Below are 25,025 nucleotides of genomic sequence, written 5' to 3' on the forward strand. Positions count from 1 at the left end.
CCCACATTCACTCCTAAGGTACAGCCCACGACAGCAAACCCCGTGGAGCGACCATGACAACAACCATCACCCCCGATTCGCGCTGGACGCGGCGGCGCGACGAGAAGCAGCGGCGGCTCGGGCTGGTCAAGCAGTACGCAGACGGGGCGGTGTTGCCCAGTGACAAAATCGTCGAAGCGCTGGAAGCGCTGATCCTCCCCGGCGACCGGGTGGTGCTGGAGGGCAATAACCAGAAGCAAGCCGATTTTCTCTCGCGCTCACTGGCCAAGGCCGACCCGACCAAGCTCCACGATTTGCACATGATCATGCCCAGTGTCGGCCGTTCCGAGCACCTGGACCTGTTTGAAAAGGGCATCGCGCGCAAGCTGGATTTCTCTTTTGCCGGCACCCAGTCCCTGCGCATCAGCCAGTTGCTCGAAGATGGCCTGCTGGAAATCGGCGCGATCCACACCTACATCGAACTCTACGCACGGCTGGTGGTTGACCTGATCCCCAACGTGGTGCTTTCGGCCGGTTTCATGGCCGACCGCGCCGGCAATATCTACACCGGCGCCAGTACCGAAGACACTCCGGCGCTGATCGAACCCGCTGCGTTCAGCGATGGCATCGTCATCGTGCAGGTCAACCAGTTGGTCGACGACGTCACTGACTTGCCCCGCGTCGACATCCCGGCGAGCTGGGTGGATTTTGTGGTGGTGGCCGACAAGCCGTTCTACATCGAACCGCTGTTTACCCGCGACCCGCGTCATATCAAGCCGGTGCATGTGCTGATGGCGATGATGGCGATCCGTGGCATCTACGAAAAACACAATGTGCAGTCGCTCAACCACGGCATTGGTTTCAACACCGCCGCCATTGAGTTGATCCTGCCGACCTACGGCGAGTCCCTGGGCCTCAAGGGCAAAATCTGCCGCAACTGGACCCTCAACCCGCACCCAACCCTGATCCCCGCGATTGAAAGCGGCTGGGTGGAAAGCGTGCATTGCTTCGGCACCGAACTGGGCATGGAGAACTACATCGCCGCCCGCCCGGATGTGTTCTTCACCGGCCGCGACGGCTCGATGCGCTCCAACCGGATGTTCTGCCAACTGGCCGGCCAATACGCGGTGGACCTGTTTATCGGCGCCACGCTGCAAGTGGATGGCGACGGGCATTCCAGCACCGTGACCCGTGGCCGTCTTGCCGGTTTTGGTGGTGCGCCGAATATGGGCCACGACCCACGCGGCCGCCGTCACGGTACGCCGGCCTGGCTCGATATGCGCCACGACGACGCGCCGGAGGCCTTGCTGGAACGCGGCAAAAAGCTCGTGGTGCAAATGGTCGAGACCTTCCAGGAAGGCGGCAAACCCACCTTCGTCGAAACCCTCGACGCCGTGGAAGTCGCGCGCAAAAGCGGCATGCCGCTGGCGCCGATCATGATCTACGGCGACGACGTCACTCACCTGCTCACCGAAGAAGGCATCGCCTATCTGTATAAGGCGCGCTCGCTTGAGGAGCGCCAGGCGATGATCGCCGCCGTTGCAGGCGTCACCGCCATCGGCATGCGCCACAACCCCAAGGACACTGCGCGCATGCGCCGCGAAGGCTTGATCGCCTTGCCCGAAGACTTGGGGATTCGCCGCACCGACGCCACCCGCGAGCTGTTGGCAGCGAAGAGCGTGGCCGACCTGGTGGACTGGTCCGGTGGCCTGTATAACCCGCCCGCCAAGTTCAGGAGCTGGTAAATGCGCGCCCTCAAACTGCATGAACTGAGCCTCGCCGATCGCCTGGCGGATATGGCTGTGGATGCCTTGATTGATGAGGCTGACCTGTCACCCAAACCCGCATTGGTAGACCGTCGCGGCAATGGCGCCCATAGCGATTTGCACCTGGGCCTGATGCACGCCTCGGCGCTGTCGTTGTGGCCGATGTTCAAGGAAATGGCCGAAGCGGCGCTTGAGTTCGGTGAAGTGGGTTTGCCCTTGCGCGAAGCCCTCGGGCGTATCGGGCGCGAAGGTGAGCAAGCCATGCTCGACACCACCCAAGGCGTGAATACCCATCGCGGCGCGATCTGGGCCCTCGGTTTGCTCACTGCCGCAGCGGCTCTGGAGCCACGCGCCGTCACGCTCACCGCCGCCAAACTGGCCTTGCTCAACGACCGTTTCGCCCCGCAACCGCTGAGCCATGGCGCGCAAGTCGCGCAACGCTACGGCGCACGCGGTGCCCGTGAAGAAGCGCAATTGGGCTTCCCTGCCGTGGTGCAACGCGGCCTGCCGCAGTTGCACAAAAGCCGCCGGCAAAACGCCGGTGAACAGAATGCGCGCCTGGACGCCTTGCTCGCGATCATGACCGACCTGGCCGACACCTGCGTGCTCTACCGAGCCGGCACCGAAGGCCTGCGCGCCATGCAACGCGGCGCCCAGGCGGTGCTGGACGCTGGCGGTAGCGCAAGCCTCGCCGGGCGCCGCCAACTGCACGACCTTGACCAGCAACTCCTGGCCCTGAATGCCTCCCCCGGCGGCGCCGCCGACCTGTTGGCCGCCTGCCTGTTTATCGACCGCCTCGACGGAGCGTTGTGATGGAAACCTTATCCTTTGAATTCCCCGCCGGGCAGCCGCCCAAAGGCCGTGCGCTGGTGGGTTGCGTCGGCTCCGGCGACCTGGAAGTGTTGCTGGAACCGGGCACGCCCGGCACGCTGACCATTCAAGTGCAGACTTCGGTGAATGGCGCCGAGCAACGCTGGCAGCATCTGTTCGAACGGATCTTCCAGGAGCAGACGCCACCGGCTTTGAAGATTGATATTCACGACTTCGGCGCCACCCCCGGCGTGGTGCGTTTGCGCCTGGAACAGGGTTTCGAGGAGATCGGCCATGACTGATTTACTCAACAAGCACAGCTTCGTCGAACTCGGTGCGCGGCAGCGAGCCAAGGCGTTGCTGGACAGCGGCACTTACCGCGAACTGATCGACCCGTTCCAACGCGTGATGTCGCCCTGGCTCAGCCGCCAAGGCGTGGTGCCGCAAGCGGATGACGGCGTGGTGATCGCTAAAGGCAGCATCGCCGGGTTGCCGGTGGTGATTGCTGCCATTGAAGGCAATTTCCAGGGCGGCAGCCTCGGTGAAGTGGGCGGCGCAAAAATCGCCGGTGCCCTCGAACTGGCGGCTGAAGACAACCGCAACGGTGTTCCGACCCGTGCCGTGCTGCTGCTGGAAACCGGCGGCGTGCGCTTGCAGGAAGCCAACCTCGGTTTGGCTGCGATTGCCGATATCCATGCGGCGATTGTCGACCTGCGCCAGTACCAGCCGGTAGTCGGCGTGGTGGCGGGTAGTGTTGGTTGTTTTGGTGGCATGTCCATCGCCGCCGGGTTGTGCAGTTATCTGGTGGTCACCCGCGAAGCACGCCTGGGCTTGAATGGCCCACAAGTGATCGAGCAGGAAGCGGGGCTGGAAGAGTACGACTCCCGCGACCGGCCGTTTATCTGGAGCCTTACCGGCGGCGAGCAGCGTTTTAACAGCGGCCTGGCCGACCGTTATGTGGCCGACGATGTGGCGCAGATCCAACAGACCGTCAGCGCCTTGCTGCAACAGGGTTTGCCCGAGCAACAGCGTAGCCGTCAGATCGATTTCTACCTGGCGCGCCTCACTGAACTGGACGCAACGCCGCAAATAGACCCCGCGACGGTGCGCGACCTGTATCAAGGAGAACGTCCATGAGAGGCTTGCAGTGGTTCAACGCATTGAGCGTCGGCGCAACGCCTGTCGAAGGGTTGCCCGACTCATTGAAGGTTGCAGACGGCGTAGTGGGTGAACAGGCCGTGCGCTTTATTGCCGTGGTCACCGATGCGCAAAATCGTTTCCCGCGTGCGCGCAACGGCGAAGTCGGTTTACTGGAGGGCTGGGGTCTTGCCAAGGCTGTCGACGAAGCCATCGAGAAGGGCGACAAACGCCCCATCATCGCTATCGTCGATGTACCCAGCCAAGCCTACGGCCGTCGCGAAGAAGCCCTCGGCATCCATCAGGCCCTGGCCGCCGCCGCCGACAGCTATGCCCGTGCTCGCTTGGCCGGGCACCCGGTGATTGCGCTGCTGGTGGGCAAAGCCATGTCCGGTGCATTCCTTGCTCACGGTTATCAGGCTAACCGCATGATCGCCCTGCGTGACCCTGGCGTGATGGTGCACGCAATGGGCAAGGCCTCGGCGGCGCGGGTGACCTTGCGCAGTGTTGAAGAACTCGAGGCCCTGGCCGCCAGCGTGCCGCCCATGGCCTATGACATTGACAGCTATGCCAGCCTGGGTTTGCTCTGGGAAACCCTGTCGGTCAGCCAGATTGAACAGCCCACCGCGGACGACGTGACGCGGGTCAGCGATTGCCTGCTGCACGCCATTGAAGATATCCACAGCCCGGATCTGAAAGGGCGCCTCGGTGCGAGCAATCGCGCCGCCTCAAGCCACGTACGCCAACTGCTGCGGGAGCAATGGTGAACGCCCACGACTTGCTCTGGGGCATGACCCCGGCGCATCTGCCCGCTGACGCGCCGGCCTGGGTGCTGGAGGTGATCAGCGCCGGTCACCCGGTGGTGGTGCGTCGCGCCACGGTCGAGCCGGGTGACGTGGCTGTGGGTGTGCGCGGGCGCTTGCGTGAGCAGCGCTTTGCGGCGCTGATGCCCCTTGTGGCAGTGCAACGACGCGTGACGCCGCAAGATTTGCGCGGTGTGGTCTCGTCGCGGGATCTACCGGCATTGCGCGCGCTTGATCAACTGCGCCCAGTGCTGGCGCAGCAGGACTGGGGCGTCACCGGCAGCGCGGGCTTTGAGCTGGCCAGCGGCATTGAAGCACTGCATGCCCAAAGCGATCTGGATTTGATGCTGTGCACACCCGAGCCATTTGAGCGCAATGCCGCACGCAATCTGTTGGCGTTGTTGGACTCGGCCGAATGCGCTGTCGACCTGCAACTGCAAACCCCGTTTGGCGCTGTCGCCTTGCGTGAATGGGCTGGCGAATCACGCCGGGTGCTGCTTAAAACAACCCACGGCGCGCACCTGGTACTTGACCCTTGGCAGGCCGTGGCATGAGCAGCCTTCTGGTATTTCCGGGGCAGGGTGCCCAACGCGCGGGCATGCTTCAAGCGTTGCCTGCTCACGTCCTGGAAGAAGCCAGTGATGCATTGGGCGAAGACGTAAGCCAGCTCGATTCAGTCCAAGCCCTGGCCAACACTCGCGCCGTGCAACTCTGCCTGTTGATCACCGGTGTGGCCCACGCCCGCCAATTGCAACGCACGCCTGATTACGTGGCGGGCCTGTCCATCGGCGCCTACCCGGCAGCCGTCATCGCTGGTGCGCTGGAGTTTGCTGACGCGGTAAAGCTGGTGAGCCTGCGCGGCGAACTGATGCAAAACGCTTATCCACAAGGCTTTGGCATGACCGCGATCATCGGCCCGCAGTTATCCACAGTCGAAACGCTGCTGGCTGAAATCCACAGCCCGCAAACCCCGGTGTACCTGGCCAACATCAACGCCGACAACCAGACCGTCATCGCCGGCAGTGACGAAGCCATGCAGCGTGTCGCGCAACGCATCAAAGGCAACGGCGTGGCCAAGCGCCTGGCCGTGAGCGTGCCATCCCATTGCGTGCTGCTGAACGAACCCGCCGAGGCATTGGCGCAGGCGTTTGTAACGCTCAAGGCGCCGCGCATTACCTACCTGAGCAGCACCCGCGCGCGGCCGATCCACAACCCCGAGCAACTGCGCGACGACCTGGCTTTCAACATGTGCCGCATCGTCGACTGGCGCGGCACCGTGCAAAGCGCCTACGAGCGTGGTGTGCGCCTGCAAATCGAATTGCCGCCTGGCGCGGTACTCACTGGCCTGTCCCTCCGTGTCTTCGAGCAAGGCAGCGTAATCGCCTATGAAGGCGCACGCCTGGACACCTTGCAGGCCCTGCTGCAAGAGGAGGAGCGCCGCCACCGATAAAGCACCACCCAAGGCTTTCGAAGCACAAAAACAACAATTTCGATGAAGCACTTCGAGGACAACAACAATGATTATTTACGGTGTGGCGTTTCTGGCGCTGTGTACGTTGATCGGCCTGTTTATCGGTGAGTTGCTGGGCAAGTGGATGGGTATTCCGGCCAACGTCGGCGGGGTGGGTATCGCCATGTTGCTGTTGATCGGCCTGGGCAGTTACCTCAGTAAACGTGGGCTGTTTACCGGCAAGTCGGAGCAGGGCGTGAGCTTCTGGGCGGCGGTGTATATCCCTATTGTGGTAGCGATGGCGGCCCAACAAAACGTGTACGGCGCAATCAAGGGCGGGCCGATGGCGATTCTGGCCGGCACGCTCGCTGTAGTGCTGGGTTTTGCCCTGGTACCGGTGTTAGTGCGCATCGGCAACCGCAAGCCTGTTGCGGTTGTTCCCACTAAAGAAGCCGGGTGATCGCCATGTACGAATCCATGATGAAAGTGATCACCGGCTACGGCCTGATCAGTGGTTTTGCCGTGATCGGCTTGACCATGTGGGTGTCCTATTGGATCTCCGACACCTTCACCAAAGGCCGGCTGCACGGTTCGGCCATCGCCATTTTGCTCGGGCTGGTGCTGTCGTATGTGGGCGGCGCGTTTACCGGCGGCGCCAAGGGTGTTGTGGATATTCCGTTGCTGTCGGGCATCGGCTTGCTGGGCGGCGCGATGCTGCGGGACTTTGCCATTGTTGCCACGGCGTTTGGCGTGAGTGTGGACGAACTCAAGCGCGCCGGTTATGTGGGCGTGCTGGCGCTGTTTGTCGGCGTGGGTTCCTCGTTCGTGGCTGGCGTTGGAGTGGCGCTGGCGTTTGGTTATACCGATGCCGTAAGCCTCACCACTATTGGCGCGGGCGCCGTGACCTACATCGTTGGCCCGGTGACGGGCGCGGCGATTGGTGCCAGCTCCGAGGTCATGGCGCTGTCGATTGCCGCCGGGTTGATCAAGGCCATTCTGGTGATGGTGATGACGCCGTTTGTAGCGCCGTTGATCGGGCTGAATAACCCACGCAGTGCGGTGATTTTCGGCGGACTGATGGGCACGTCCAGCGGCGTGGCCGGTGGTTTGGCAGCGACCGATCCGAAGCTGGTGCCATATGGTTGCCTAACGGCGGCGTTTTACACGGCGCTGGGCTGTCTGCTGGGACCGTCGTTGCTGTTTTTGCTGATGCGCGGGTTGGTGGGCTGACCTGAGCCGGCCTCATCAATGATCGTTCCCACGCTCCGCGTGGGAATGCCTCATGTGACGCTCCGCGTCACGCCTTTAAGAGCAGACGCGGAGCGTCCAGGGCTGCATTCCCACGCAGAGCGTGGGAACGATCGGTGTCAGGTTTGGCGGTTGGCATACATCCGACACTCCGCCAGCAACGCCAGCAAGTTCGGATCACGCTCCTTGGCCTTCAAAAACACCACGCCAATATGCTGCTGCAACCGATACCGCGGTTGCAGCGGTATGAGCTTCACGCGGTTCTCATACACCGCTGCAATCCGCCCTGGCAGCAACGCATAACCCACGCCTGAACTGACCATGCTCAGCAGCGTGAAAATGTCGTTCACCTGCATCGCCACCTTCGGCTCAAAGCCCGCCTGCTTGAACACCCGATTGCCGTCCTGATGGGTGGCGAAGCCTTGGGTGAGGGTAATGAAAGTAGCGTCGCGCACATCCGCCAAGTCGATTTGCTGCTCACGGTCGAAGGGTGAATCGGCTGGAGTGGCGAGGAAGATGTCGTCGGAAAACAGCGCGATCTGTTCGCAGTCGGGGTCGTTGGCGTGGTCATCGAGGGAGATGAGGATCGCGTCGACTTCCATGTTCTTGAGTTTGTAGAGCAAGTCAAAGTTGGAACCCAGGATCAGGTCGATATTGAGTTCGCTGCGCCTGATTTTAAGGCCCATGATCAATTGCGGCACGGTTTTGACCGTCAGCGAATACAGCGAGCCCAGCTTGAAGCGCTCGGCGGAAAACCCGGCGGCTTCGCGGGTCAGGCGCACGCTGTCGACCACATCGGCGACCAGTTTCTGCGCGCGTTCTTCGAGCACGTAGGCACTTTCCAGCGGCGTGAGGTTGCGCCCTTCGTGTTTGAACAACGGGCAGCGCAGCGCATTTTCCAGCGAGTGAATAGCGCGGTGCACGCTGACGTTGCTGGTTTGCAGCTCGGCAGCGGCGCGGGCCAGGTTGCCGGTGCGCATGAACGCCAGGAAGATTTCCAGTTTCTTGAGGGTGAATTCTTCGTCGATCAGCATGGCCGTGGCTCGGGTTCGAATGCTGTCGATTGTGCCCCTAAAACCCGTTCACTCCCAGCGATGCGCTGCACAGGCCCAGCACCAGGCGGGTGTACCGAAGGGAACAGGTACAGCCCGCGCACGGTCACAATCGCACCCGGCAAGCCATGCAGGTGGCGATATTGGGGCCGGGCCATGGAGATTGCCGTATGTGGGAGCTGGCTTGCCTGCGATGAGGTCTGTCAATTATTGAATGATGGGCTGACACACCGCTATCGCAGGCAAGCCAGCTCCCACAGGACTCAGTGAGTGATCCATCGGCACGGGGTCGTTGGGCAAAGGCAGAAATGCGTGTTACCTGTAACAGTGCCGGTAGCGTCAGAATGGTCCTGGCACAACCATGTGGTAACGGTTATTCGAGGTGAGTGACACATGTATCACGGGGAACGATTCAACGCCTGGAGCCATTTGGCCGGGGCGGTCGCCGCGTTTGTCGGCGCAGTGTGGATGTTGGTGGTGGCGAGCCTGGACGGCAGCCCCTGGAAGATCGTCAGCGTGGCGATTTATGGTTTTACCCTGCTGGTGCTGTACAGCGCGTCCACCGTGTACCACAGCGTGCAGGGGCGGCGAAAAGAGATCATGCAGAAGGTTGATCACTTTTCGATCTACCTGCTGATTGCCGGCAGCTACACCCCCTTTTGCCTGGTGACGCTGCGCGGGCCGTGGGGCTGGACGCTGTTTGGAATCGTGTGGGGGCTGGCGGTGATCGGCATTTTGCAGGAGATCAAGCCAAGGTCTGAGGCGCGGATTCTGTCGATTGTGATCTACGCGGTGATGGGCTGGATTGTGCTGGTGGCGGTCAAGCCACTGATTGCCGCGCTGGGCACGGCGGGGTTTATCTGGCTGGCGTCGGGCGGGGTGTTGTACACCGTCGGCATCATCTTTTTTGCCCTGGAGGATCGCCTGCGGCATTCCCATGGGATCTGGCATTTGTTTGTGATCGGCGGCAGTTTGCTGCACTTTGTGGCGATCATGCACTACGTGCTCTGACCTGTGGGAGCTGGCTTGTGTGGGAGCTGGCTTGCCTGCGATAGCGTCGGCACATTCAATACCGCTATCGCAGGCAAGCCAGCTCCCACATTACAAGCGTTCCAGCAGCTCTCGCGCTCGGTTGCCGAAAATGTCCAACAGGTTCGCCAACATATGCGGCGGCGGCTCATTCGCGCGGGTCAGGGCGTACAGCGTGATCGGCAACGGCGGCGTGAGCGGGCGAATGCAGGTGGTCGCCGTTGACGCGCCGAGGGCGGTAAACGGGTCGATCACCGTCAACCCGGCACCTGACTCCACCATCGCCCGGGCCAGGGAATAGGTCTGTACGGCAATGCTCACCCGTGGCGGTGGGTCGACGTTTTCCAGGTAGCTGTCGAGCTTGGCGGCCAACGGGTCGGCACTCGACAGGCCAATCAACGGCGCACCCGCCAGGTCCGCCAACGGCAGGGGCTTGCTCAGCTCGGCATCCGACCAATAACCCTTGGACGCCAACGCCACCAACACGCCATTGGCCAGCACTTGCGTGGTCAGCCCAGGATGGCCGGAGAAGTTCAGCGTCAGCGCCAGGTCAATCTCACGCATCAACAGCTTCTGCACCAGCTCGCGGCTGTGGTCGCTGGACAGCTCACAGGCAATGTCCGGGTAGTCGCGCTTCCATTCCAGAATCGCCGGCGGCAGCAGCGACAGGGCCAGTGCCGGAATCGCACCAATACGCACACTTTGGCCCGGCTCACGGCGCAGGCTCTTGGCCAGGCGCCGCACGCCTTGCAGGCTTTCGGTGACTTTCTCGACTTCGCTTTCCAGCGCCAGCGCTTCCGGTGTGGGCTGCAGTTTGCCGCGCACCCGTAAAAACAGCGCAAAGCCCAACTGCAACTCGGCGTGCTGCAGCACCTTGGTCACCGCCGGTTGCGAGACGTGCAACAGCTGCGCGGCGGCGCTGACGGAGCCGGTCTGGCGGATGGCCTGGAAGATTTCGATATGACGCAGGCGCATGGCAAGTCCATAACCTTTGTTTATAGATGACCCATCTTTATTCATTGTCGGCGACCTGTCACCTGGCCCTAGGCTTGGTGCCAGTCAATTCAATAGCGGGTGGCGGCAATGGCCAAGCGGGTTTGCATCATCGGTGGTGGCGTTATTGGCTTGGCAAGCACCTATGCCCTGGTGCGTGCAGGCCATGAGGTGACAGTGATCGACACGCGGGACAGCCTCGGCAGCGAGACCAGTTTCGCCAATGGCGGGCAACTGTCCTACCGCTATGTCGCGCCGTTGGCCGACAAAGGTGTGCCGCTGCAAGCCATCGGCTGGTTGCTGCGCGGTGATTCGCCGCTGAAGCTGCGCCCGCGTCTCGACCCGCAGCAATGGCGCTGGATGGCAGCCTTTATCGGCGCCTGCCGTGGCTCGGTGAACACGCGCAATGCCGCGCACCTGCTGCGCCTGGCGTCCTTGAGCCAGGCCACGCTGGAGCAATGGCGCGAAGGCGATCGCCTGGAGGGCTTCGATTGGCGCCGCAACGGCAAACTGGTGACGTTTCGTAACGCCGCCTCCTTTGAGCATGCGCGCAGCAAGGTCAGCAATAACGTGCAGCAGCAAGTGTTGTCCGTGGCCGATTGTGCGCACTTGGAGCCAGCGTTAATGGGCGCCGACTTTCTCGGTGGCATCTACACGCCGAACGAGGAGGTGGCTGACTGTCACGCCTTCTGCCAACGGCTGGCGGCCCGGCTCGAAGCCTCGGGGCGCTGCAGGTTTTTGCTGGGCCGCAAGGTCACTCGCATACGCCACGCCGACGGCGCGGTGCAGGCCATCGAGTTGGGTGACGAGGTGATGGCGGTGGATCAACTGGTGCTGGCGGCCGGGCATCGCAGCGCGCAATTGGGTTTGCCAGGGTTGTCATTGCCACTGTATCCGCTCAAGGGCTACAGCCTGAACGTGCCGATTGGCGCGCATCACCAGGCGCCGAACGTGAGTGTCACCGACTATGACCGCAAGATCGTGTATGCGCGCATCGGCGAGCAACTGCGGGTCGCGGCCATGGTGGATATCGTCGGCTTTGATGCAGGCCTTGAGCCCAAGCGTCTGGCGCTGATGAAACGCCAGGCCATGGAGACATTCCCAACGGCCGGCGATTACACCCACGCGGTCGAATGGGCCGGCATGCGCCCGGCAACGCCCACCGGCGTGCCGCTGATCGGCGCCAGCGCCTATCGAAACCTGTGGTTGAACCTGGGCCACGGTGCCCTGGGTTTTACCCTGGCCTGCGGCAGCGGGCAATTGCTGGCCGAACTGATCAGCGAGCACGCGCCTTCCATTGATATGCAGGGCCTCACGCCCCGCGCTGCATAATTGGATTCATCACCAGCAACGGAGAATAACAATGAAAAAAATCCTGTTGACCGGCTGCACCCTGGGGCTGTTGTTTGGCGCACAGGTTCAGGCCAATGAAGCCCCGCTGGACGGCACCTTGAGCAAAATCGCGAATGCCAAGTCGATCACCTTGGGGTATCGCGATGCCTCGGTGCCGTTTTCCTACGTGAGCGACAACAGTGGCAAGCCCATGGGCTATTCGGTGGAGTTGGCGAGCAAGATCGTTGAGCGCATCCAGCAGAAAACCGGTTTGGCGGACCTCAGCGTCAAATACAACCTGGTGACCTCCCAAACCCGTATTCCGCTGGTGCAAAACGGCACCGTCGACCTGGAGTGCGGCTCCACTGGCGTGACGGCCGAGCGGCAGAAGCAGGTGGCGTTTTCCTACGGGTTTATCTATGTGAAGGGCCAACTGCTGACCGCCAAGGACAGTGGCATCCAGGGTTTTGAAGACCTCAAGGGCAAGAATGTGGTGACCACGGCCGGCACCACCAATGAACGCTTTCTCAAGCGCTACAACGCCGACCACAAAGCCAATATGTTTGTGATCAGCGCCAAGGACCATGGCGAAGCGTTCAAAATGCTCGAGACCGGCCGCGCAGTGGCGTTCTACATGGATGATGCGTTGCTCTACGGTGAGCGCGCCAAGGCCCGTGACCCGCACCACTGGGTGGTGGTGGGCAAGGAGCAGTCGCGGGAGATCTACAGCTGCATGCTGCGCAAGGACGACCCGCAGTTTCTAGCGGTGGTCAACGAAACGCTCGCCGATCTGTACCGCTCCGGGGAGATCAACGGGATTTACCAGCGTTGGTTTGAACAGCCGATTCCGCCCAAGGGCCTGAACCTGGAGTTTCCGATGACCAGCGAGTTGAAGGCGATTATTGCCAAGCCGGTGAGTGACCCGGTGGAGTGATAGCCGCAATGATCGTTCCCACGCTCCGCGTGGGAATGCAGCCTTGGACGCTCTGCGTCCCAATTTGAGGTCGTGACGCAGAGCGTCACAGGAGGCTTTCCCACGCAGAGCGTGGGAACGATCGGGCGAGGTTAGAAGTCGCCCCAGAGTTGCTGGGCCACGCTCAATGCCACGACTGGCGCGGTTTCGGTGCGCAGCACCCGCGGGCCGAGGCGGGCGGCGTGGAAGCCGGCAGCTTGGGCGGTTGCGACTTCTGCGTCGGTCAACCCACCTTCAGGCCCGATCAGGAACGCCAGGCTCGATGGCTTGGCGTGGCTGACCATCGGCTCGGCCACCGGGTGCAGCACCAGCTTCAAATCCGCCTCGGCTTGCTTCAACCAGTCGGCCAGTAACAGCGGCGGGTGAATCACCGGCACTGTCGAACGCCCGCATTGCTCGCAGGCGCTGATCGCCACTTGGCGCCAGTGCAGCAGGCGTTTGTCGGCGCGTTCGTCCTTGAGGCGTACTTCGCAGCGGTCGCTGAAAATCGGCGTGATTTCATTCACACCCAATTCGGTGGCTTTCTGGATCGCCCAATCCATGCGCTCGCCCCGGGACAGGCCTTGGCCGAGGTGGATGTGCAGCGGTGATTCGGTCTGGCCCGCAAAGCGTTCCGTGAGTTGCACGGTAACGCGTTTTTTCCCGACTTCCAGCAAGGTGCCGAGGAATTCCTGGCCGGAGCCGTCGAACAGTTGTACGGCGTCGCCTTCACCCATGCGCAATACGCGGCTGATGTAATGCGCCTGGGCTTCGGGCAATTCATGGTCGCCGATGCTGAGCGGGGTGTCGGTGAAAAAGCGGGACAGTCTCATTTCTGTTCTCTGGAAGTGGTGTGCAGAGCGGACGCGGAGCGTCCAGGGCTGCATTCCCACGCGGAGCGTGGGAACGATCATTGGCTAGCCGGGATCACGAAAGCCTGGGTGGAAGTCTTTCGGCACGGCAACACTGACTGTGCAGTTGGTGGCGATATCAATCCCTTCGCTGGCGACTTCAGCCAAAAAGTCGATCTGCTCCGGCGTAATCACATACGGCGGCAGGAAATACACCACGCTGCCCAGCGGCCGCAGCAGCGCACCGCGCTCCAGGGCATGCTCGAACACCTTCAAGCCACGGCGTTCCTGCCACGGGTAGGCGGTTTTGGTGGCTTTGTCCTGAACCATCTCGATGGCCAGCACCATGCCGGTCTGGCGCACTTCCGACACGTGCGGGTGGTCCACCAGGTGCGCGGTGGCGGTGGCCATGCGCTGGGCCAGGGCCTTGTTGTTTTCGATGACGTTGTCTTCTTCGAAAATATCCAAAGTCGCCAAGGCCGCCGCGCACGCCAGCGGGTTGCCGGTGTAGCTGTGGGAATGCAGGAAGGCGCGCAACGTCGGGTAGTCGTCGTAGAAGGCGTCGTACACATCGTCGGTGGTGACGACCGCCGCCAATGGCAGGTAACCGCCGGTGAGGGCTTTGGACAAGCATAAAAAGTCCGGGCGGATGCCGGCTTGCTCGCAAGCGAACATGCTGCCGGTGCGGCCGAAGCCGACGGCGATTTCGTCGTGAATCAGGTGCACGCCATATTTGTCGCAGGCTTCACGCAGCAGCTTGAGGTACACCGGGTGGTACATGCGCATGCCGCCGGCGCCCTGGATCAGCGGCTCGACGATCACGGCGGCGACGCTGTCGTGGTTTTCGGCCAGGGTCTGTTCCATGGCCAGGAACATGTTGCGTGAGTGTTCTTCCCAGCTCATGCCCTCGGGGCGCAGGTAGCAATCCGGGCTTGGCACCTTGATGGTGTCGAGCAGCAAGGCTTTATAGGTTTCGGTAAACAACGGCACATCGCCCACGGACATCGCGGCAATAGTTTCGCCGTGGTAGCTGTTGGTCAGGGTGACGAAGCGCTTCTTGTTCGGCAGGCCACGGTTGAGCCAGTAGTGAAAGCTCATCTTCAGCGCGACTTCGATGCACGACGAGCCGTTGTCGGCATAGAAGCAGCGGGTCAAACCTTCAGGCGTCATCGCCACCAGGCGTTCGGACAATTCGATCACCGGCTGGTGGCTGAAACCGGCGAGGATCACGTGTTCCAGCTGATCCACCTGGTCCTTGATGCGCTGGTTGATGCGCGGGTTGGCGTGGCCGAACACATTGACCCACCAGGAACTGACGGCATCGAGGTAGCGCTTGCCTTCGAAGTCTTCCAGCCATACGCCTTCGCCACGTTTGATCGGGATCAGCGGCAGTTGCTGGTGGTCTTTCATCTGGGTGCAGGGATGCCACAGCACCGCGAGGTCGCGTTGCATCCACTGGTTATTCAAGCCCATCGGTTATCTCCTCGAAGCGGCCCTGCGCCCGGCGCAGGCGAAACAATCGCGCAAGCCTATGCAATGCCAGGCGGCGTCACAACCCATTACGGATGAATTGGCAGTAAAGGCAGGACGATCTGTCACGTTTATCAGGAATAGTCCTTAATCCATTGTTAACGTACTGTGCATACTCTCTTGATCGTATTTCTCGATATTTCAAAGCGAAATTTTCCGCTTTAATTCGATAGGTAAATCGCTAGTCTTGGGCACAGTTCTTACGGGATTTGGGACATGCAGCTACGTAATTCATCGGCCCGTTATGGCTGGGTCAGCATTGTTTTGCACTGGGGCGTAGCCCTGGTGGTGTTCGGTTTGTTCGCGCTGGGCCTGTGGATGGTCGGCCTCGACTACTACAGCGCCTGGCGCAAAGACGCGCCCGACCTGCACAAGAGCATTGGCATCACGCTGTTCGCCATCATGCTGGTGCGTATCGTCTGGCGCATTGTCAGCCCGCCACCGCCACCTTTGGCCAGCTACAGCCGCTTGACGCGTATTGGCGCTGCGTTTGGCCACGCGTTCCTGTATCTCGGGCTGTTTGCCGTGATGATCGCCGGTTACCTGATTTCCACCGCAGACGGTGTCGGTATCCCGGTGTTTGGCCTGTTTGAGATTCCTGCTGTGGTTTCCGGGCTACCGGACCAGGCAGACAACGCCGGCTTGGTGCATTTGTACCTGGCCTGGGTGTTGGTGGTCTTCGCCGGTTTGCATGGCGTGGCCGCGTTTAAACACCACTTTATCGATCGTGATGCGACCCTGACACGAATGCTGGGACGCAAAGCCTGATGTTCAACCTCGACTCACAAGGAATAGAAAGCATGTTGAAAAAGACTCTCGCCGCTCTGGCAATCGGTTCCGCACTGCTGTCCGCAGGTTCGGCGATGGCCGCTGATTATGTTGTCGACAAGGAAGGCCAGCACGCCTTCGTTGACTTCAAGATCAGCCACTTGGGCTATAGCTTCATCACCGGTACTTTCAAGGATCTGGACGGCAAGTTCAGCTTTGACGCCGCCAAGCCTGAAGACAGCAAAATCGAGTTCAACGTCCGTACCGCCAGCGTGTTCACTAACCACGCCGAACGTGACAAGCACATTGCCAGCAAAGACTTCCTGGACGTTGGCAAGTTTGCCGATGCCAAGTTCGTCTCCACCAGTGTCAAAACCACCGGTAAAAATGCTGCAGGCCAAGTTACTGCCGACGTGACTGGCGACCTGACCTTTCATGGCGTGACCAAGCCGATCGTGGTCAAAGCCACTTTCCTGGGCGAAGGCAAGGATCCATGGGGCGGCTACCGTGCCGGCTTTGAAGGCACTACCAGCTTCAACCGTCAGGACTTCGGCAAGCAGATGGACCTGGGCCCAGCGTCCAACACTGTTGAGCTGTACGTGACTTTTGAAGGTGTGAAAGCGAAGTAATTATTTCGCTGTTTCAAACGCCAAGCGCCGACCTCAGGGTCGGCGTTTTGCTGTGCGCTGTTCAAAGGCTTTCTTGATACATCGTCACTTGGCCCTTGAGCCAAGTGTGCAACAAGGTCAACTGCGCCGACGGTTTGCTGCCCGCAGGCCAGACTATGTAATAGCGTGAGGTGTGCGCCGGTTCAATGTCGGTGAGCCGGACCAGCTCCCCGCGTTGAATCAGTGCATGGGCAATCGAGCGGCGTGTCAGCGCGACGCCGTGCCCGAGCCGCACGGCTTCGAGCATCAACGTGGAATCGGTGAACTCCAGCGGCGCTTGCGGACGTTGCCCCTCGATACCTGCGGCGCCCAGCCAGATCGGCCAGCTCTCGCTGGCGTGCAGCAATGGCTGCTCAAGGACGGCTTGCGCCGTGTCCGGCAGCACGCCGTGGTTGAAGTCGCGCGCGGCGACCACCAGCAATGAGTCACCCATCAGCGTTTCGCAATGCACATCCGGCCACTGGCCATGACCGAAGCGAATCGCGCAATCAAGCGGGCCTTGCTCGAAGCTGGCGAACTCCATGCTCGACTCCAGCCGCAAGTGCAGCTCGGGGTGAGCCGCCCTGAAATCATGCAGGCGCGGCAACAACCAATGCATGGCGTAGGAAGGCAGCACCGAAGCGGTCAGCTGTGGGTGCCTGGTTTTTGCCATCAGTTTTTCGGTGATCCCGGCGATTTCGCCCAGCCCCTGCCTGATCTGGTAGGCATACACGCGGCCTTCATCCGTCAGCATCAGCGTGCGCTTGTTGCGCATGACCAAAGCGAGGCCCAGGTACTCTTCAAGGGCGCGAATCTGATGGCTGACGGCACTGTGGGTCACGTGCAGTTCGAGGGCGGCCAGGTTCACTTTGCCCAGTCGGGCCAAGGCCTCGAAAGCACGCAGCGCGGCAAGGGGAGGCAGTTTCAAAGTGTGAATTCCTTTCACAGAAAAGCCTAATAATAGCCGCTATACGTGAAATGAGTGGGCTATCAATAATGGCGGCAAGTTATTTATTCAAATAACACCGTGTTGAAACTGTCGGGAGTTGTGCGCCATGATTGATGAGATTCAAGCGTTTCTGAACGATTACTTTAGTGTGTTGCAAACTCAGGATTTGAATACGTTCGATCAAGTCTTTCATCGTGGCTGCGTGTTATACAGCGCACAGAACTCGACCGTGGTCGTGCGGCCGTTCGATGAGTACCGGACCATGGTTCAAGGCCGAAAGTCGCCGCAGGAAGGCGGTTTTCCGCAGCTTGATGAGGTATTGATGATTGACGTGATGTCGCCGGAAATGGCCATCGTCAAAGTGCGCTTGCGCTTGTTCAATAACGTGATGGTTGATTATTTGAACCTGATGAAAGTTGACGGTCGCTGGATGATCTTTGCCAAGCTTTTTCATAAGGCCGGTGAAGTGGCTGATCAATAAGCTAACGCCTGGATGCAAAAACGCCCCGATTAATCGGGGCGTTTTTGTTAGCGTCGAAAACTCAGCGGTTGCGGGTCAGCAGCGCTGGTTTTTCACCACGAGGGCGGCCTGGCAGTTGATCCAGCTGCTCAGGTGTCGGGAAGCGATCCGCTTTCGACTCCTTGTGGATGATCTTCGGCGCCGGACCACCGCGCGGGTTCTGCACGGCGGGTTCCGACAAGCGTGGCTGGTCGTCACGAGCCGGACGGCGGTTGTTGCTGCGCGAGTCTTCACGACGGGCCTGGCCGTCACGGGGGGCGCCATTACGCGGGCCGTTGCGCTTGGCAGGTGGCGTACCGGTGGTACCGCCGCTGCTGTTGCGCGGGCCATTTTGACGACCGCCCTGTGGCTGGCCGCCACGTGGAGCACCCGTGCCTGCGCCCGCACCTTGTGCCGGGGCACCTGGACGGCGGCCACGGCCCTGGGCCGGCTTGGCCTGAGGCACGTAGTCAACGCGGTTACCGAAGTTATCCACATCGTCGTCGAGGAACTCGTCCGGGGCGCGGTCGGCAGCGGCACGTGGCGGCTGGCTCGGCTGGCGCTGTTCGCGGGCCGGGGTGCCTTCACGGGGCTTCTGCTCACGGGCTGGGCGTTCGCCACGGCCGTTGGTAGGCGCTTTTTCCTTGCCGCCTTTGTCTTTGCCCTTGTCGCGGCGGCCACCGCCACCACCGCCGCCGTTCGGGCCATCGCCCTTCGGACCGCGTGGGTTGCGTGGGTTACGCACGTCCGGACGCTCGCGCGCTTCAGGCTTTTCGGCCTCCACGGCGCTGGAGTCGAAGCCCATCAGGTCGCCGTCGGCGATTTTCTGCTTGGTCATGCGCTCGATGCTTTTCAGCAGCTTTTCTTCGTCCGGAGCGACCAGGGAAATGGCCTCGCCCGAACGACCGGCACGGCCGGTACGGCCGATACGGTGCACGTAATCTTCATCGACGTTCGGCAGCTCGAAGTTGACCACGTGTGGCAATTGGTCGATATCCAGGCCGCGCGCGGCGATATCGGTGGCGACCAGGATGCGCACAGTGCCGGCCTTGAAATCGGCCAGCGCTTTGGTGCGCGCGTTCTGGCTCTTGTTACCGTGAATGGCGACGGCGGTGAGGCCGTGCTTGTCCAGGTACTCGGCCAGGCGGTTGGCGCCGTGCTTGGTGCGGGTAAACACCAGCACCTGCTCCCACGCGCCGTGGGTGATCAGGTGCGCCAGCAGGGAACGCTTGTGGCTGGCGGCCAGGCGGAATACGCGTTGCTCGATACGCTCGACCGTGGTGTTCGGCGGCGTGACTTCGATGCGTTCCGGGTTGTGCAGCAGCTTGCCGGCCAGGGCGGTGATGTCTTGGGAGAACGTTGCCGAGAACAGCAGGTTCTGACGTTTGGCCGGCAGGCGGGCGAGGACCTTTTTCACGTCATGGACAAAGCCCATGTCGAGCATGCGGTCGGCTTCATCCAGCACGAGGATTTCCACGTGGGACAAATCGACGCTGCCTTGGCCGCACAGGTCGAGCAAACGACCCGGGCAGGCTACCAGCACGTCAACACCACGAGACATGGCCTGAACCTGTGGGTTCATGCCGACGCCGCCGAAGATGCAGGCGCTGACGAACTTCAAGTCGCGGGCGTACAGCTTGAAGCTGTCGTGCACTTGGGCGGCGAGTTCGCGGGTTGGGGTCAGGACCAGTACGCGCGGTTGGCGCGGGCCGTGACGCTGGGATTTGTCCGGGTGACCGTTGGGGAACAACCGCTCCAGAATCGGGAGGGCGAAACCACCGGTTTTACCAGTACCTGTCTGCGCCGCAACCATCAGGTCGCGACCTTGCAACACGGCGGGAATGGCCCGCTGTTGCACCGGAGTAGGCTCGGTATAGCCCGCTGCCTCGATGGCGCGGACTAAAGCCTCGGAGAGACCGAGGGAAGCAAAGGACATGAGTAATCCTGTTTTAGTTAGGGCTTGGCCCAAAGGGATAATCTTGCCGGGCGTGAATGGCGCTTAGGGGAGCGCAACCCCGTCCGGTCCTGCTGCGTCTGGCGGGCACTCCACCGGCTCGCGCGGGCTGAAAGCTGCGCAGTAGCTGGGTTAGGTGCCTTTTTCAAGACCTCAGCGGCCGGGCGTGAGCCTGGCGGAAAGGCCGGAGTATAACAGAGCAATCACGGCGCGCCGCTTTCCTGCTGCTCAACGGTGTGTTCAGGGGCTGTATTGGCTTGGATTCCGCCATATTTGGCGCTTAAGGCTGCGTAGGCAGGCTCTTGCTTGAAGCGCTTGAGCTCGGCGGCGAAGCGTTGCACCAGCAGGTCCATGCCGGCGCCACGGCGCACGGCTAAAAATTGCGGCTGGCGGCTGACCACCAGCGGCGCCTGGCTGACCTTGCCTTCCAGGCCCATGGCCTTGATCACATGCTGGCCGACTCGACGGTCCGTAATCACCAGGTCAATGCGGCCCAGCGACAGTTTGCCGAAGTTGGCCTCATGGCTGGGCGCCGGCTCGCGGTCGAACAGGCTGGATTCGCTGAAGGCCTCGCCATACAGATAGCCTGGTGACGTGCCGACCGTCAGCCCGCGCAGGTCATCCAGGGTCTGGGCCGGATGAGGGCGGTCGTTGGCATAGAACAGCACGAACTCGACAGCCGACAACGGTTCGCTGGGGTAAAGCAGCAAAGCATCGCGCTCATGGCTGTGGAAAATATCCAGTGCGCCATCGGCGTGGCCCTGGTCCAGCATGGCCAGGCAACGTTTCCAGGGCAGGAATTGCCACTCCACCTCCACCCCCAGGCGTTGGAACACGATCATCGTGGTTTCGTAATCCAGGCCGCGCATGCTGCCGTTGTCGTCGTACACATAAGGTGCCCAAGGCTCGGTGACAACGCGCAATTTCTCGCCGTAAGCGGTGAAGCTCAGGCAAGCAAAAAGCACAGCGGTCAACAGCTTGAGAATGACGGGCATCCCCTGAGGTTACGATGCTCCTGCGCTAAAGAGAAGCTCTGGCACACGCATTCGCGGGCAAGTTGATGTGGCGCATTAAAAGCAAAAGGCCCTCGTATAAACGAGGGCCTTGGCATTACCAAACAAGCCTTAGCGTGGCAGCTTGAGGTTGTTCCAGATGGCCAGGCTGGGTTCAGTCTGGTTCAGGGTGTAGAAGTGCAACCCTGGTGCGCCACCTTGCAGCAATTGTTCACACATCTGTGTGATCACCTGCTCGCCGAACGCCTGGATGCTCTTGACGTCATCGCCATAAGCTTCCAGTTGCTTGCGCACCCAGCGTGGGATTTCAGCACCGCAGGCGTCGGAGAAACGCGCCAGCTTGCTGTAGTTGGTGATCGGCATGATGCCCGGCACGATAGGGATATTCACACCCATGGCCCGTACGCGCTCGACAAAGTAGAAGTAGCTGTCGGCGTTGAAGAAGTACTGGGTGATCGCACTGTCGGCGCCGGCATTGGCCTTGCGCACGAAGTTCTGCAAATCGTCTTCGAAATTACGCGCCTGTGGGTGCATCTCCGGGTAAGCCGCCACTTCGATATGGAAGTGATCGCCGCTTTCTTCGCGGATGAAACTCACCAGGTCATTGGCGTAGCGCAGCTCGCCGCTGGCCATGCCCATGCCGGACGGCAGGTCGCCACGCAGGGCGACGATGCGCTTGATGCCGGCTTGTTTGTATTGGGTCAGCAGGCTGCGCAGGTCGGCCTTGCTGTCGCCCACGCACGACAAGTGCGGAGCGGCGGGAACTTTGACTTCGCTTTCGAGCTGCAACACGGTGTTGATCGTGCGGTCACGGGTCGAGCCACCGGCGCCGTAGGTGCAGGAGAAGAAGTCGGGGTTGTAGCTGGCCAACTGCTTGGCAGTCGCCATCAGTTTTTCATGCCCAGCATCGGTCTTGGTCGGGAAAAACTCGAAGCTGTAGCGACGGTCTTGGGACATGGTTGATACCCTTGGAAACTCATAAAACCGCAAGTCATGCACCGATTTAATGTGGGAGCGGGCTTGCTCGCGAATGCGGCGTGTCAGTCAATATATTCGGTGACTGGCCCACCGCATTCGCGAGCAAGCCCGCTCCCACAAAAGCCCGCTCTCGCAGAGAGAGCAGGCAGCAGGCATATCAGTAACGGTAAGCGTGCGGCTTGAACGGACCTTCGACGGTCACGCCGATGTAGTCGGCCTGGGTCTTGGTCAGTTGAGTCACTACGCCGCCGAAGCCGCGGACCATTTCCAGGGCCACTTCTTCGTCGAGTTTCTTCGGCAGTACTTCCACGGTCAGACGCTCGGCTTTCTGGGCCGGCGACAGGTCGGCGTACTTCTGGCCGAACAGGAAGATCTGCGCCAGGACCTGGTTGGCGAACGAGCCATCCATGATGCGGCTTGGGTGGCCGGTGGCGTTGCCCAGGTTAACCAGACGGCCTTCAGCCAGCAGGATCAGGTAGTCGTCGTTCTGCGGGTCGAAATCGCCAGCGCCGGTACGGTGAACCTTGTGTACCTGCGGCTTCACTTCTTCCCATGCCCAGTTCTTGCGCATGAAAGCGGTGTCGATTTCGTTGTCGAAGTGGCCGATGTTGCAAACTACAGCGCGCTTCTTCAGGGCTTTGAGCATGTTTGCGTCGCAAACATTCACGTTACCGGTGGTGGTCACGATCAGGTCGATCTTGCCCAGCAGGGCTTTGTCGATGCTCGCTTCGGTGCCGTCGTTCTGGCCGTTGATGAACGGCGAAACCACTTCGAAACCGTCCATGCACGCTTGCATGGCGCAGATCGGGTCAACTTCGGAGACTTTAACGATCATGCCTTCCTGACGCAGAGACTGGGACGAACCCTTGCCCACGTCGCCGTAGCCGATTACCAGGGCTTGCTTGCCCGACAGCAGGTGGTCGGTGCCGCGCTTGATGGCATCGTTGAGGCTGTGACGGCAGCCGTACTTGTTGTCGTTCTTGCTCTTGGTCACCGAGTCATTGACGTTGATGGCCGGGATTTTCAGCTCGCCCTTGGCCAGCATGTCCAGCAGGCGGTGTACGCCAGTGGTGGTTTCTTCGGTCACACCGTGAACGCGGTCCAGAATCTGCGGGTATTTCTTGTGCAGCAGCTCGGTCAGGTCACCGCCGTCGTCGAGGATCATGTTGGCATCCCATGGCGCGCCATCTTTGAGGATGGTTTGCTCCAGGCACCACTCGTACTCTTCTTCGGTCTCGCCTTTCCAGGCGTAAACCGCGATACCGGCAGCAGCGATAGCAGCAGCGGCCTGGTCCTGAGTCGAGAAAATGTTGCAGGACGACCAGCGTACTTCGGCGCCCAGGGCAACCAGGGTTTCGATCAGCACAGCAGTCTGAATGGTCATGTGGATGCAGCCGAGGATCTTCGCGCCTTTGAGCGGCTGCTCAGCGGCGTACTTGCGGCGCAGGCCCATCAGGGCTGGCATTTCGGATTCGGCGATAAAGGTTTCGCGACGGCCCCAGGCAGCGAGGGACATGTCGGCGACTTTGTAGTCGGTAAAACCTGCAGGCGTGATTACAGCGCTCATGAAGAGCCTCCATTCGTAGTGTGCGAATGGGCGCCGTTGTGCGTTTAGTATCCAGCTGGCTAACCAGGCCGAACAACGCCCCATCCGAGCCTGACAGGTTGAACCTGCTGCAGCGCCCCTCGGACAGGTGGCGGGAGAACGGTATCAATCGAAGATGACCGTTTTGAAGCGGTGGCGATTATAGCCGTGTGCGCGGCACTTCCCAAGCCTTTCTGTCGGCCACATGCAGATCGTGCATGGGCATGATAGGCAATGGTGCATAGAGCTTGGGCGCGGGCTCTGCCATGATGTTGCCCATCATTCGGCAAGACGCTTTGGAGTGACCATGAACTTCCACACCCGCAAATGGGTAAAACCCGAAGACCTCAACCCCAACGGCACCCTGTTCGGCGGCAGCCTGCTGCGCTGGATCGACGAAGAAGCGGCGATCTACGCGATTGTTCAACTGGGCAACCAACGCGTGGTGACCAAGTACATCTCCGAAATCAACTTCGTCAGTGCCTCGCGCCAGGGTGACATCATCGAACTGGGCATCACCGCCACCGAGTTCGGCCGCACCTCGATCACCCTGACCTGTGAAGTGCGCAACAAGATCACCCGCAAAAGTATCCTCACCGTAGAGAAAATGGTGTTCGTCAACCTGGGCGAAGATGGTTTGCCGGCACCGCACGGGCGTACAGAAATCAGGTACGTCAAAGACCAGTTCAAAGACGAAACCGAGTAACTGCGAACCCAGCGGCGGCGGGCATTGAACGCTGGCGGCTGGCGACAGGTCGTACCTGAACAACACCCACCTGTTCAGGTACACCCATGGCGACTCAAGCAGACGGCAAAACCCCCAACCTGTCGCAGGAAGAGCAACAGGACGTCGACAACAACCAGCCGCCCCGCGCGGCGGTGCTGCACGAAATCATCCGCACCCAGGGCGATCAGGAACTGGAACGCAATGTGGCTGCGTTGTGGTGGTCGGCGTTGGCGGCCGGCCTGACCATGGGCCTGTCGCTGATGGGCATGGGGTTGCTCAACTCGCGCCTGCCGAATGGCGAAGCTTTCAAGGTGATCGCCAGCTTTGGCTATTGCGCGGGCTTTCTCGCGGTCATCCTCGCGCGCCAGCAACTGTTCACCGAAAACACCCTGACCGCCGTGCTGCCGGTGATGAGCAAGCCGACGCTGGCCAATGCCGGCCGCCTGTTGCGGTTGTGGACGGTGGTGCTGGTGGGCAACCTGTGCGGCACCTTGCTGGTGGCCTACGTGATGCTGCACCTGCCGATCTTCGACACCAAGACCGACATGGCCTTTCTCGAAATCGGCCGCAAGGTCATGGAAAACGACCCCGGCCAGATGTTCGCCAAGGGCATTATTTCCGGCTGGATGATCGCCACCATGGTGTGGATGATCCCGTCCATGGAAAGCGCGAAGATGTTCATCATCATCCTGATCACTTACCTGATGGCGCTGGGGGACTTCACCCACATCGTCGTCGGTTCGGCGGAAGTGTCGTACCTGGTGTTTGCCGGCGAACTGCCGTGGAAGGACTTCTGGCTGGTGTTCGCCGGGCCGACCCTGGCAGGCAATATCATCGGCGGCAGTTTTATTTTTGCGCTGATCAGCCATGCGCAGATTCGCAGTGAGAGCAGCTTGCCGGGCAAGCCCGCAGACCCGCGCCATCCCCAGCGGGTGAACAAGGACGAGTAAGCTGATTCGTCATAAATGAATGG

General features: G+C 61.0%; 26 protein-coding genes and 1 riboswitch. Of the genes, 17 read left to right on the forward strand and 9 right to left on the reverse strand.

Annotated elements, in window-relative coordinates; genetic code table 11:
* The first annotated feature begins 53 nt into the window (after positions 1 to 53).
* From mdcA to madM, 9 genes are all read left to right on the forward strand, one after another.
* Positions 54 to 1,724 carry a malonate decarboxylase subunit alpha gene (mdcA, locus tag AB4P96_RS03890; RefSeq protein ID WP_169987560.1) on the forward strand — a complete coding sequence of 557 codons (1,671 nt, stop codon included), beginning with the start codon at positions 54 to 56 and terminating at the stop codon, positions 1,722 to 1,724.
* On the forward strand, positions 1,725 to 2,558 hold the full coding sequence (locus AB4P96_RS03895; protein ID WP_395600516.1) for a triphosphoribosyl-dephospho-CoA synthase: 834 nt from the start codon (positions 1,725 to 1,727) through the stop codon (positions 2,556 to 2,558).
* A complete protein-coding gene (locus AB4P96_RS03900) occupies positions 2,558 to 2,857 on the forward strand; it encodes a malonate decarboxylase subunit delta (protein WP_017139433.1) in 300 nt (99 codons plus the stop codon). The genes AB4P96_RS03895 and AB4P96_RS03900 overlap by 1 nt, the downstream gene beginning before the upstream one ends.
* A complete protein-coding gene (locus AB4P96_RS03905; RefSeq protein WP_017139432.1) occupies positions 2,850 to 3,692 on the forward strand; it encodes a biotin-independent malonate decarboxylase subunit beta in 843 nt (280 codons plus the stop codon). The genes AB4P96_RS03900 and AB4P96_RS03905 overlap by 8 nt, the downstream gene beginning before the upstream one ends.
* Positions 3,689 to 4,459 carry a biotin-independent malonate decarboxylase subunit gamma gene (gene mdcE / locus AB4P96_RS03910; protein WP_395600517.1) on the forward strand — a complete coding sequence of 257 codons (771 nt, stop codon included), beginning with the start codon at positions 3,689 to 3,691 and terminating at the stop codon, positions 4,457 to 4,459. The genes AB4P96_RS03905 and mdcE overlap by 4 nt, the downstream gene beginning before the upstream one ends.
* A complete protein-coding gene (locus AB4P96_RS03915; protein WP_395600518.1) occupies positions 4,453 to 5,049 on the forward strand; it encodes a malonate decarboxylase holo-ACP synthase in 597 nt (198 codons plus the stop codon). The genes mdcE and AB4P96_RS03915 overlap by 7 nt, the downstream gene beginning before the upstream one ends.
* Positions 5,046 to 5,945 (forward strand): malonate decarboxylase subunit epsilon, encoded by a 900-nt coding sequence (mdcH, locus tag AB4P96_RS03920; RefSeq protein ID WP_395600519.1) that lies wholly within the window; start codon positions 5,046 to 5,048, stop codon positions 5,943 to 5,945. Before AB4P96_RS03915 ends, mdcH begins: the two co-directional genes overlap by 4 nt.
* 67 nt (positions 5,946 to 6,012) lie before the next feature.
* Entirely contained in the window at positions 6,013 to 6,405 is a 393-nt protein-coding gene (gene madL / locus AB4P96_RS03925) for a malonate transporter subunit MadL (RefSeq protein ID WP_017139428.1), read from the forward strand.
* Between the two features lie 5 nt (positions 6,406 to 6,410).
* Complete coding sequence (madM, locus tag AB4P96_RS03930; protein ID WP_026013868.1) at positions 6,411 to 7,175, forward strand: malonate transporter subunit MadM; 765 nt, start codon at positions 6,411 to 6,413, stop codon at positions 7,173 to 7,175.
* Positions 7,176 to 7,312: 137 nt separating this feature from the next.
* On the opposite strand, the gene AB4P96_RS03935 is transcribed toward madM, so the two are convergent.
* Entirely contained in the window at positions 7,313 to 8,227 is a 915-nt protein-coding gene (locus AB4P96_RS03935) for a LysR substrate-binding domain-containing protein (RefSeq protein ID WP_017139426.1), read from the reverse strand.
* A gap of 411 nt (positions 8,228 to 8,638) precedes the next feature.
* Here AB4P96_RS03935 and AB4P96_RS03940 point away from each other — a divergent pair, with 411 nt between their 5' ends.
* Complete coding sequence (locus tag AB4P96_RS03940; protein WP_017139425.1) at positions 8,639 to 9,256, forward strand: hemolysin III family protein; 618 nt, start codon at positions 8,639 to 8,641, stop codon at positions 9,254 to 9,256.
* A gap of 90 nt (positions 9,257 to 9,346) precedes the next feature.
* On the opposite strand, the gene AB4P96_RS03945 is transcribed toward AB4P96_RS03940, so the two are convergent.
* Complete coding sequence (locus AB4P96_RS03945) at positions 9,347 to 10,249, reverse strand: LysR family transcriptional regulator (protein WP_395600520.1); 903 nt, start codon at positions 10,247 to 10,249, stop codon at positions 9,347 to 9,349.
* A gap of 108 nt (positions 10,250 to 10,357) precedes the next feature.
* On the opposite strand from AB4P96_RS03945, the gene AB4P96_RS03950 reads away from it, so the two are divergent.
* A complete protein-coding gene (locus AB4P96_RS03950) occupies positions 10,358 to 11,599 on the forward strand; it encodes a D-amino acid dehydrogenase (protein ID WP_395600521.1) in 1,242 nt (413 codons plus the stop codon).
* Between the two features lie 31 nt (positions 11,600 to 11,630).
* Positions 11,631 to 12,533, forward strand: coding sequence for a transporter substrate-binding domain-containing protein (locus AB4P96_RS03955; protein ID WP_395600522.1), 903 nt, complete (start codon positions 11,631 to 11,633; stop codon positions 12,531 to 12,533).
* A gap of 131 nt (positions 12,534 to 12,664) precedes the next feature.
* Here AB4P96_RS03955 and AB4P96_RS03960 read toward each other — a convergent pair whose 3' ends face one another.
* Both AB4P96_RS03960 and AB4P96_RS03965 read right to left on the reverse strand, forming a co-directional pair.
* Positions 12,665 to 13,384 (reverse strand): 16S rRNA (uracil(1498)-N(3))-methyltransferase, encoded by a 720-nt coding sequence (locus tag AB4P96_RS03960; protein ID WP_017139421.1) that lies wholly within the window; start codon positions 13,382 to 13,384, stop codon positions 12,665 to 12,667.
* An 84-nt stretch (positions 13,385 to 13,468) separates the two neighbouring features.
* Positions 13,469 to 14,875: an adenosylmethionine--8-amino-7-oxononanoate transaminase gene (locus tag AB4P96_RS03965; protein ID WP_395600523.1), complete on the reverse strand. Its 1,407-nt coding sequence runs from the start codon at positions 14,873 to 14,875 to the stop codon at positions 13,469 to 13,471.
* Positions 14,876 to 15,148: 273 nt separating this feature from the next.
* On the opposite strand from AB4P96_RS03965, the gene AB4P96_RS03970 reads away from it, so the two are divergent.
* Both AB4P96_RS03970 and AB4P96_RS03975 read left to right on the forward strand, forming a co-directional pair.
* On the forward strand, positions 15,149 to 15,700 hold the full coding sequence (locus tag AB4P96_RS03970; protein ID WP_099550355.1) for a cytochrome b: 552 nt from the start codon (positions 15,149 to 15,151) through the stop codon (positions 15,698 to 15,700).
* A 32-nt stretch (positions 15,701 to 15,732) separates the two neighbouring features.
* Positions 15,733 to 16,329 (forward strand): YceI family protein, encoded by a 597-nt coding sequence (locus tag AB4P96_RS03975; RefSeq protein WP_026013867.1) that lies wholly within the window; start codon positions 15,733 to 15,735, stop codon positions 16,327 to 16,329.
* 61 nt (positions 16,330 to 16,390) lie between these two features.
* On the opposite strand, the gene AB4P96_RS03980 is transcribed toward AB4P96_RS03975, so the two are convergent.
* On the reverse strand, positions 16,391 to 17,275 hold the full coding sequence (locus tag AB4P96_RS03980) for a LysR substrate-binding domain-containing protein (RefSeq protein ID WP_017139417.1): 885 nt from the start codon (positions 17,273 to 17,275) through the stop codon (positions 16,391 to 16,393).
* 127 nt (positions 17,276 to 17,402) lie between these two features.
* On the opposite strand from AB4P96_RS03980, the gene AB4P96_RS03985 reads away from it, so the two are divergent.
* A complete protein-coding gene (locus AB4P96_RS03985) occupies positions 17,403 to 17,777 on the forward strand; it encodes a nuclear transport factor 2 family protein (protein WP_056857726.1) in 375 nt (124 codons plus the stop codon).
* Positions 17,778 to 17,838: 61 nt separating this feature from the next.
* Here AB4P96_RS03985 and AB4P96_RS03990 read toward each other — a convergent pair whose 3' ends face one another.
* The 4 genes from AB4P96_RS03990 to ahcY form a co-directional block, all read right to left on the reverse strand.
* Positions 17,839 to 19,731 (reverse strand): DEAD/DEAH box helicase, encoded by a 1,893-nt coding sequence (locus AB4P96_RS03990; protein WP_017139415.1) that lies wholly within the window; start codon positions 19,729 to 19,731, stop codon positions 17,839 to 17,841.
* Positions 19,732 to 19,952: 221 nt separating this feature from the next.
* Positions 19,953 to 20,744 (reverse strand): ABC transporter substrate-binding protein, encoded by a 792-nt coding sequence (locus tag AB4P96_RS03995; protein WP_017139414.1) that lies wholly within the window; start codon positions 20,742 to 20,744, stop codon positions 19,953 to 19,955.
* A gap of 129 nt (positions 20,745 to 20,873) precedes the next feature.
* Positions 20,874 to 21,719, reverse strand: coding sequence for a methylenetetrahydrofolate reductase [NAD(P)H] (gene metF / locus AB4P96_RS04000; protein WP_017139413.1), 846 nt, complete (start codon positions 21,717 to 21,719; stop codon positions 20,874 to 20,876).
* Positions 21,720 to 21,897: 178 nt separating this feature from the next.
* The gene (gene ahcY / locus AB4P96_RS04005; protein ID WP_017139412.1) at positions 21,898 to 23,307 is read right to left on the reverse strand and encodes an adenosylhomocysteinase; all 1,410 of its coding nucleotides are present in this window, start codon (positions 23,305 to 23,307) and stop codon (positions 21,898 to 21,900) included.
* A gap of 21 nt (positions 23,308 to 23,328) precedes the next feature.
* A riboswitch (S-adenosyl-L-homocysteine riboswitch) is annotated at positions 23,329 to 23,434 on the reverse strand.
* Positions 23,435 to 23,632: 198 nt separating this feature from the next.
* Here ahcY and AB4P96_RS04010 point away from each other — a divergent pair.
* Both AB4P96_RS04010 and AB4P96_RS04015 read left to right on the forward strand, forming a co-directional pair.
* On the forward strand, positions 23,633 to 24,031 hold the full coding sequence (locus AB4P96_RS04010; RefSeq protein ID WP_017139410.1) for an acyl-CoA thioesterase: 399 nt from the start codon (positions 23,633 to 23,635) through the stop codon (positions 24,029 to 24,031).
* Positions 24,032 to 24,117: 86 nt separating this feature from the next.
* A complete protein-coding gene (locus tag AB4P96_RS04015) occupies positions 24,118 to 25,002 on the forward strand; it encodes a formate/nitrite transporter family protein (RefSeq protein WP_395600524.1) in 885 nt (294 codons plus the stop codon).
* The last annotated feature ends 23 nt before the right edge of the window (positions 25,003 to 25,025 follow it).

Source organism: Pseudomonas sp. B19125 (assembly GCF_044218855.1).
Lineage (GTDB): Bacteria > Pseudomonadota > Gammaproteobacteria > Pseudomonadales > Pseudomonadaceae > Aquipseudomonas > Aquipseudomonas edaphica.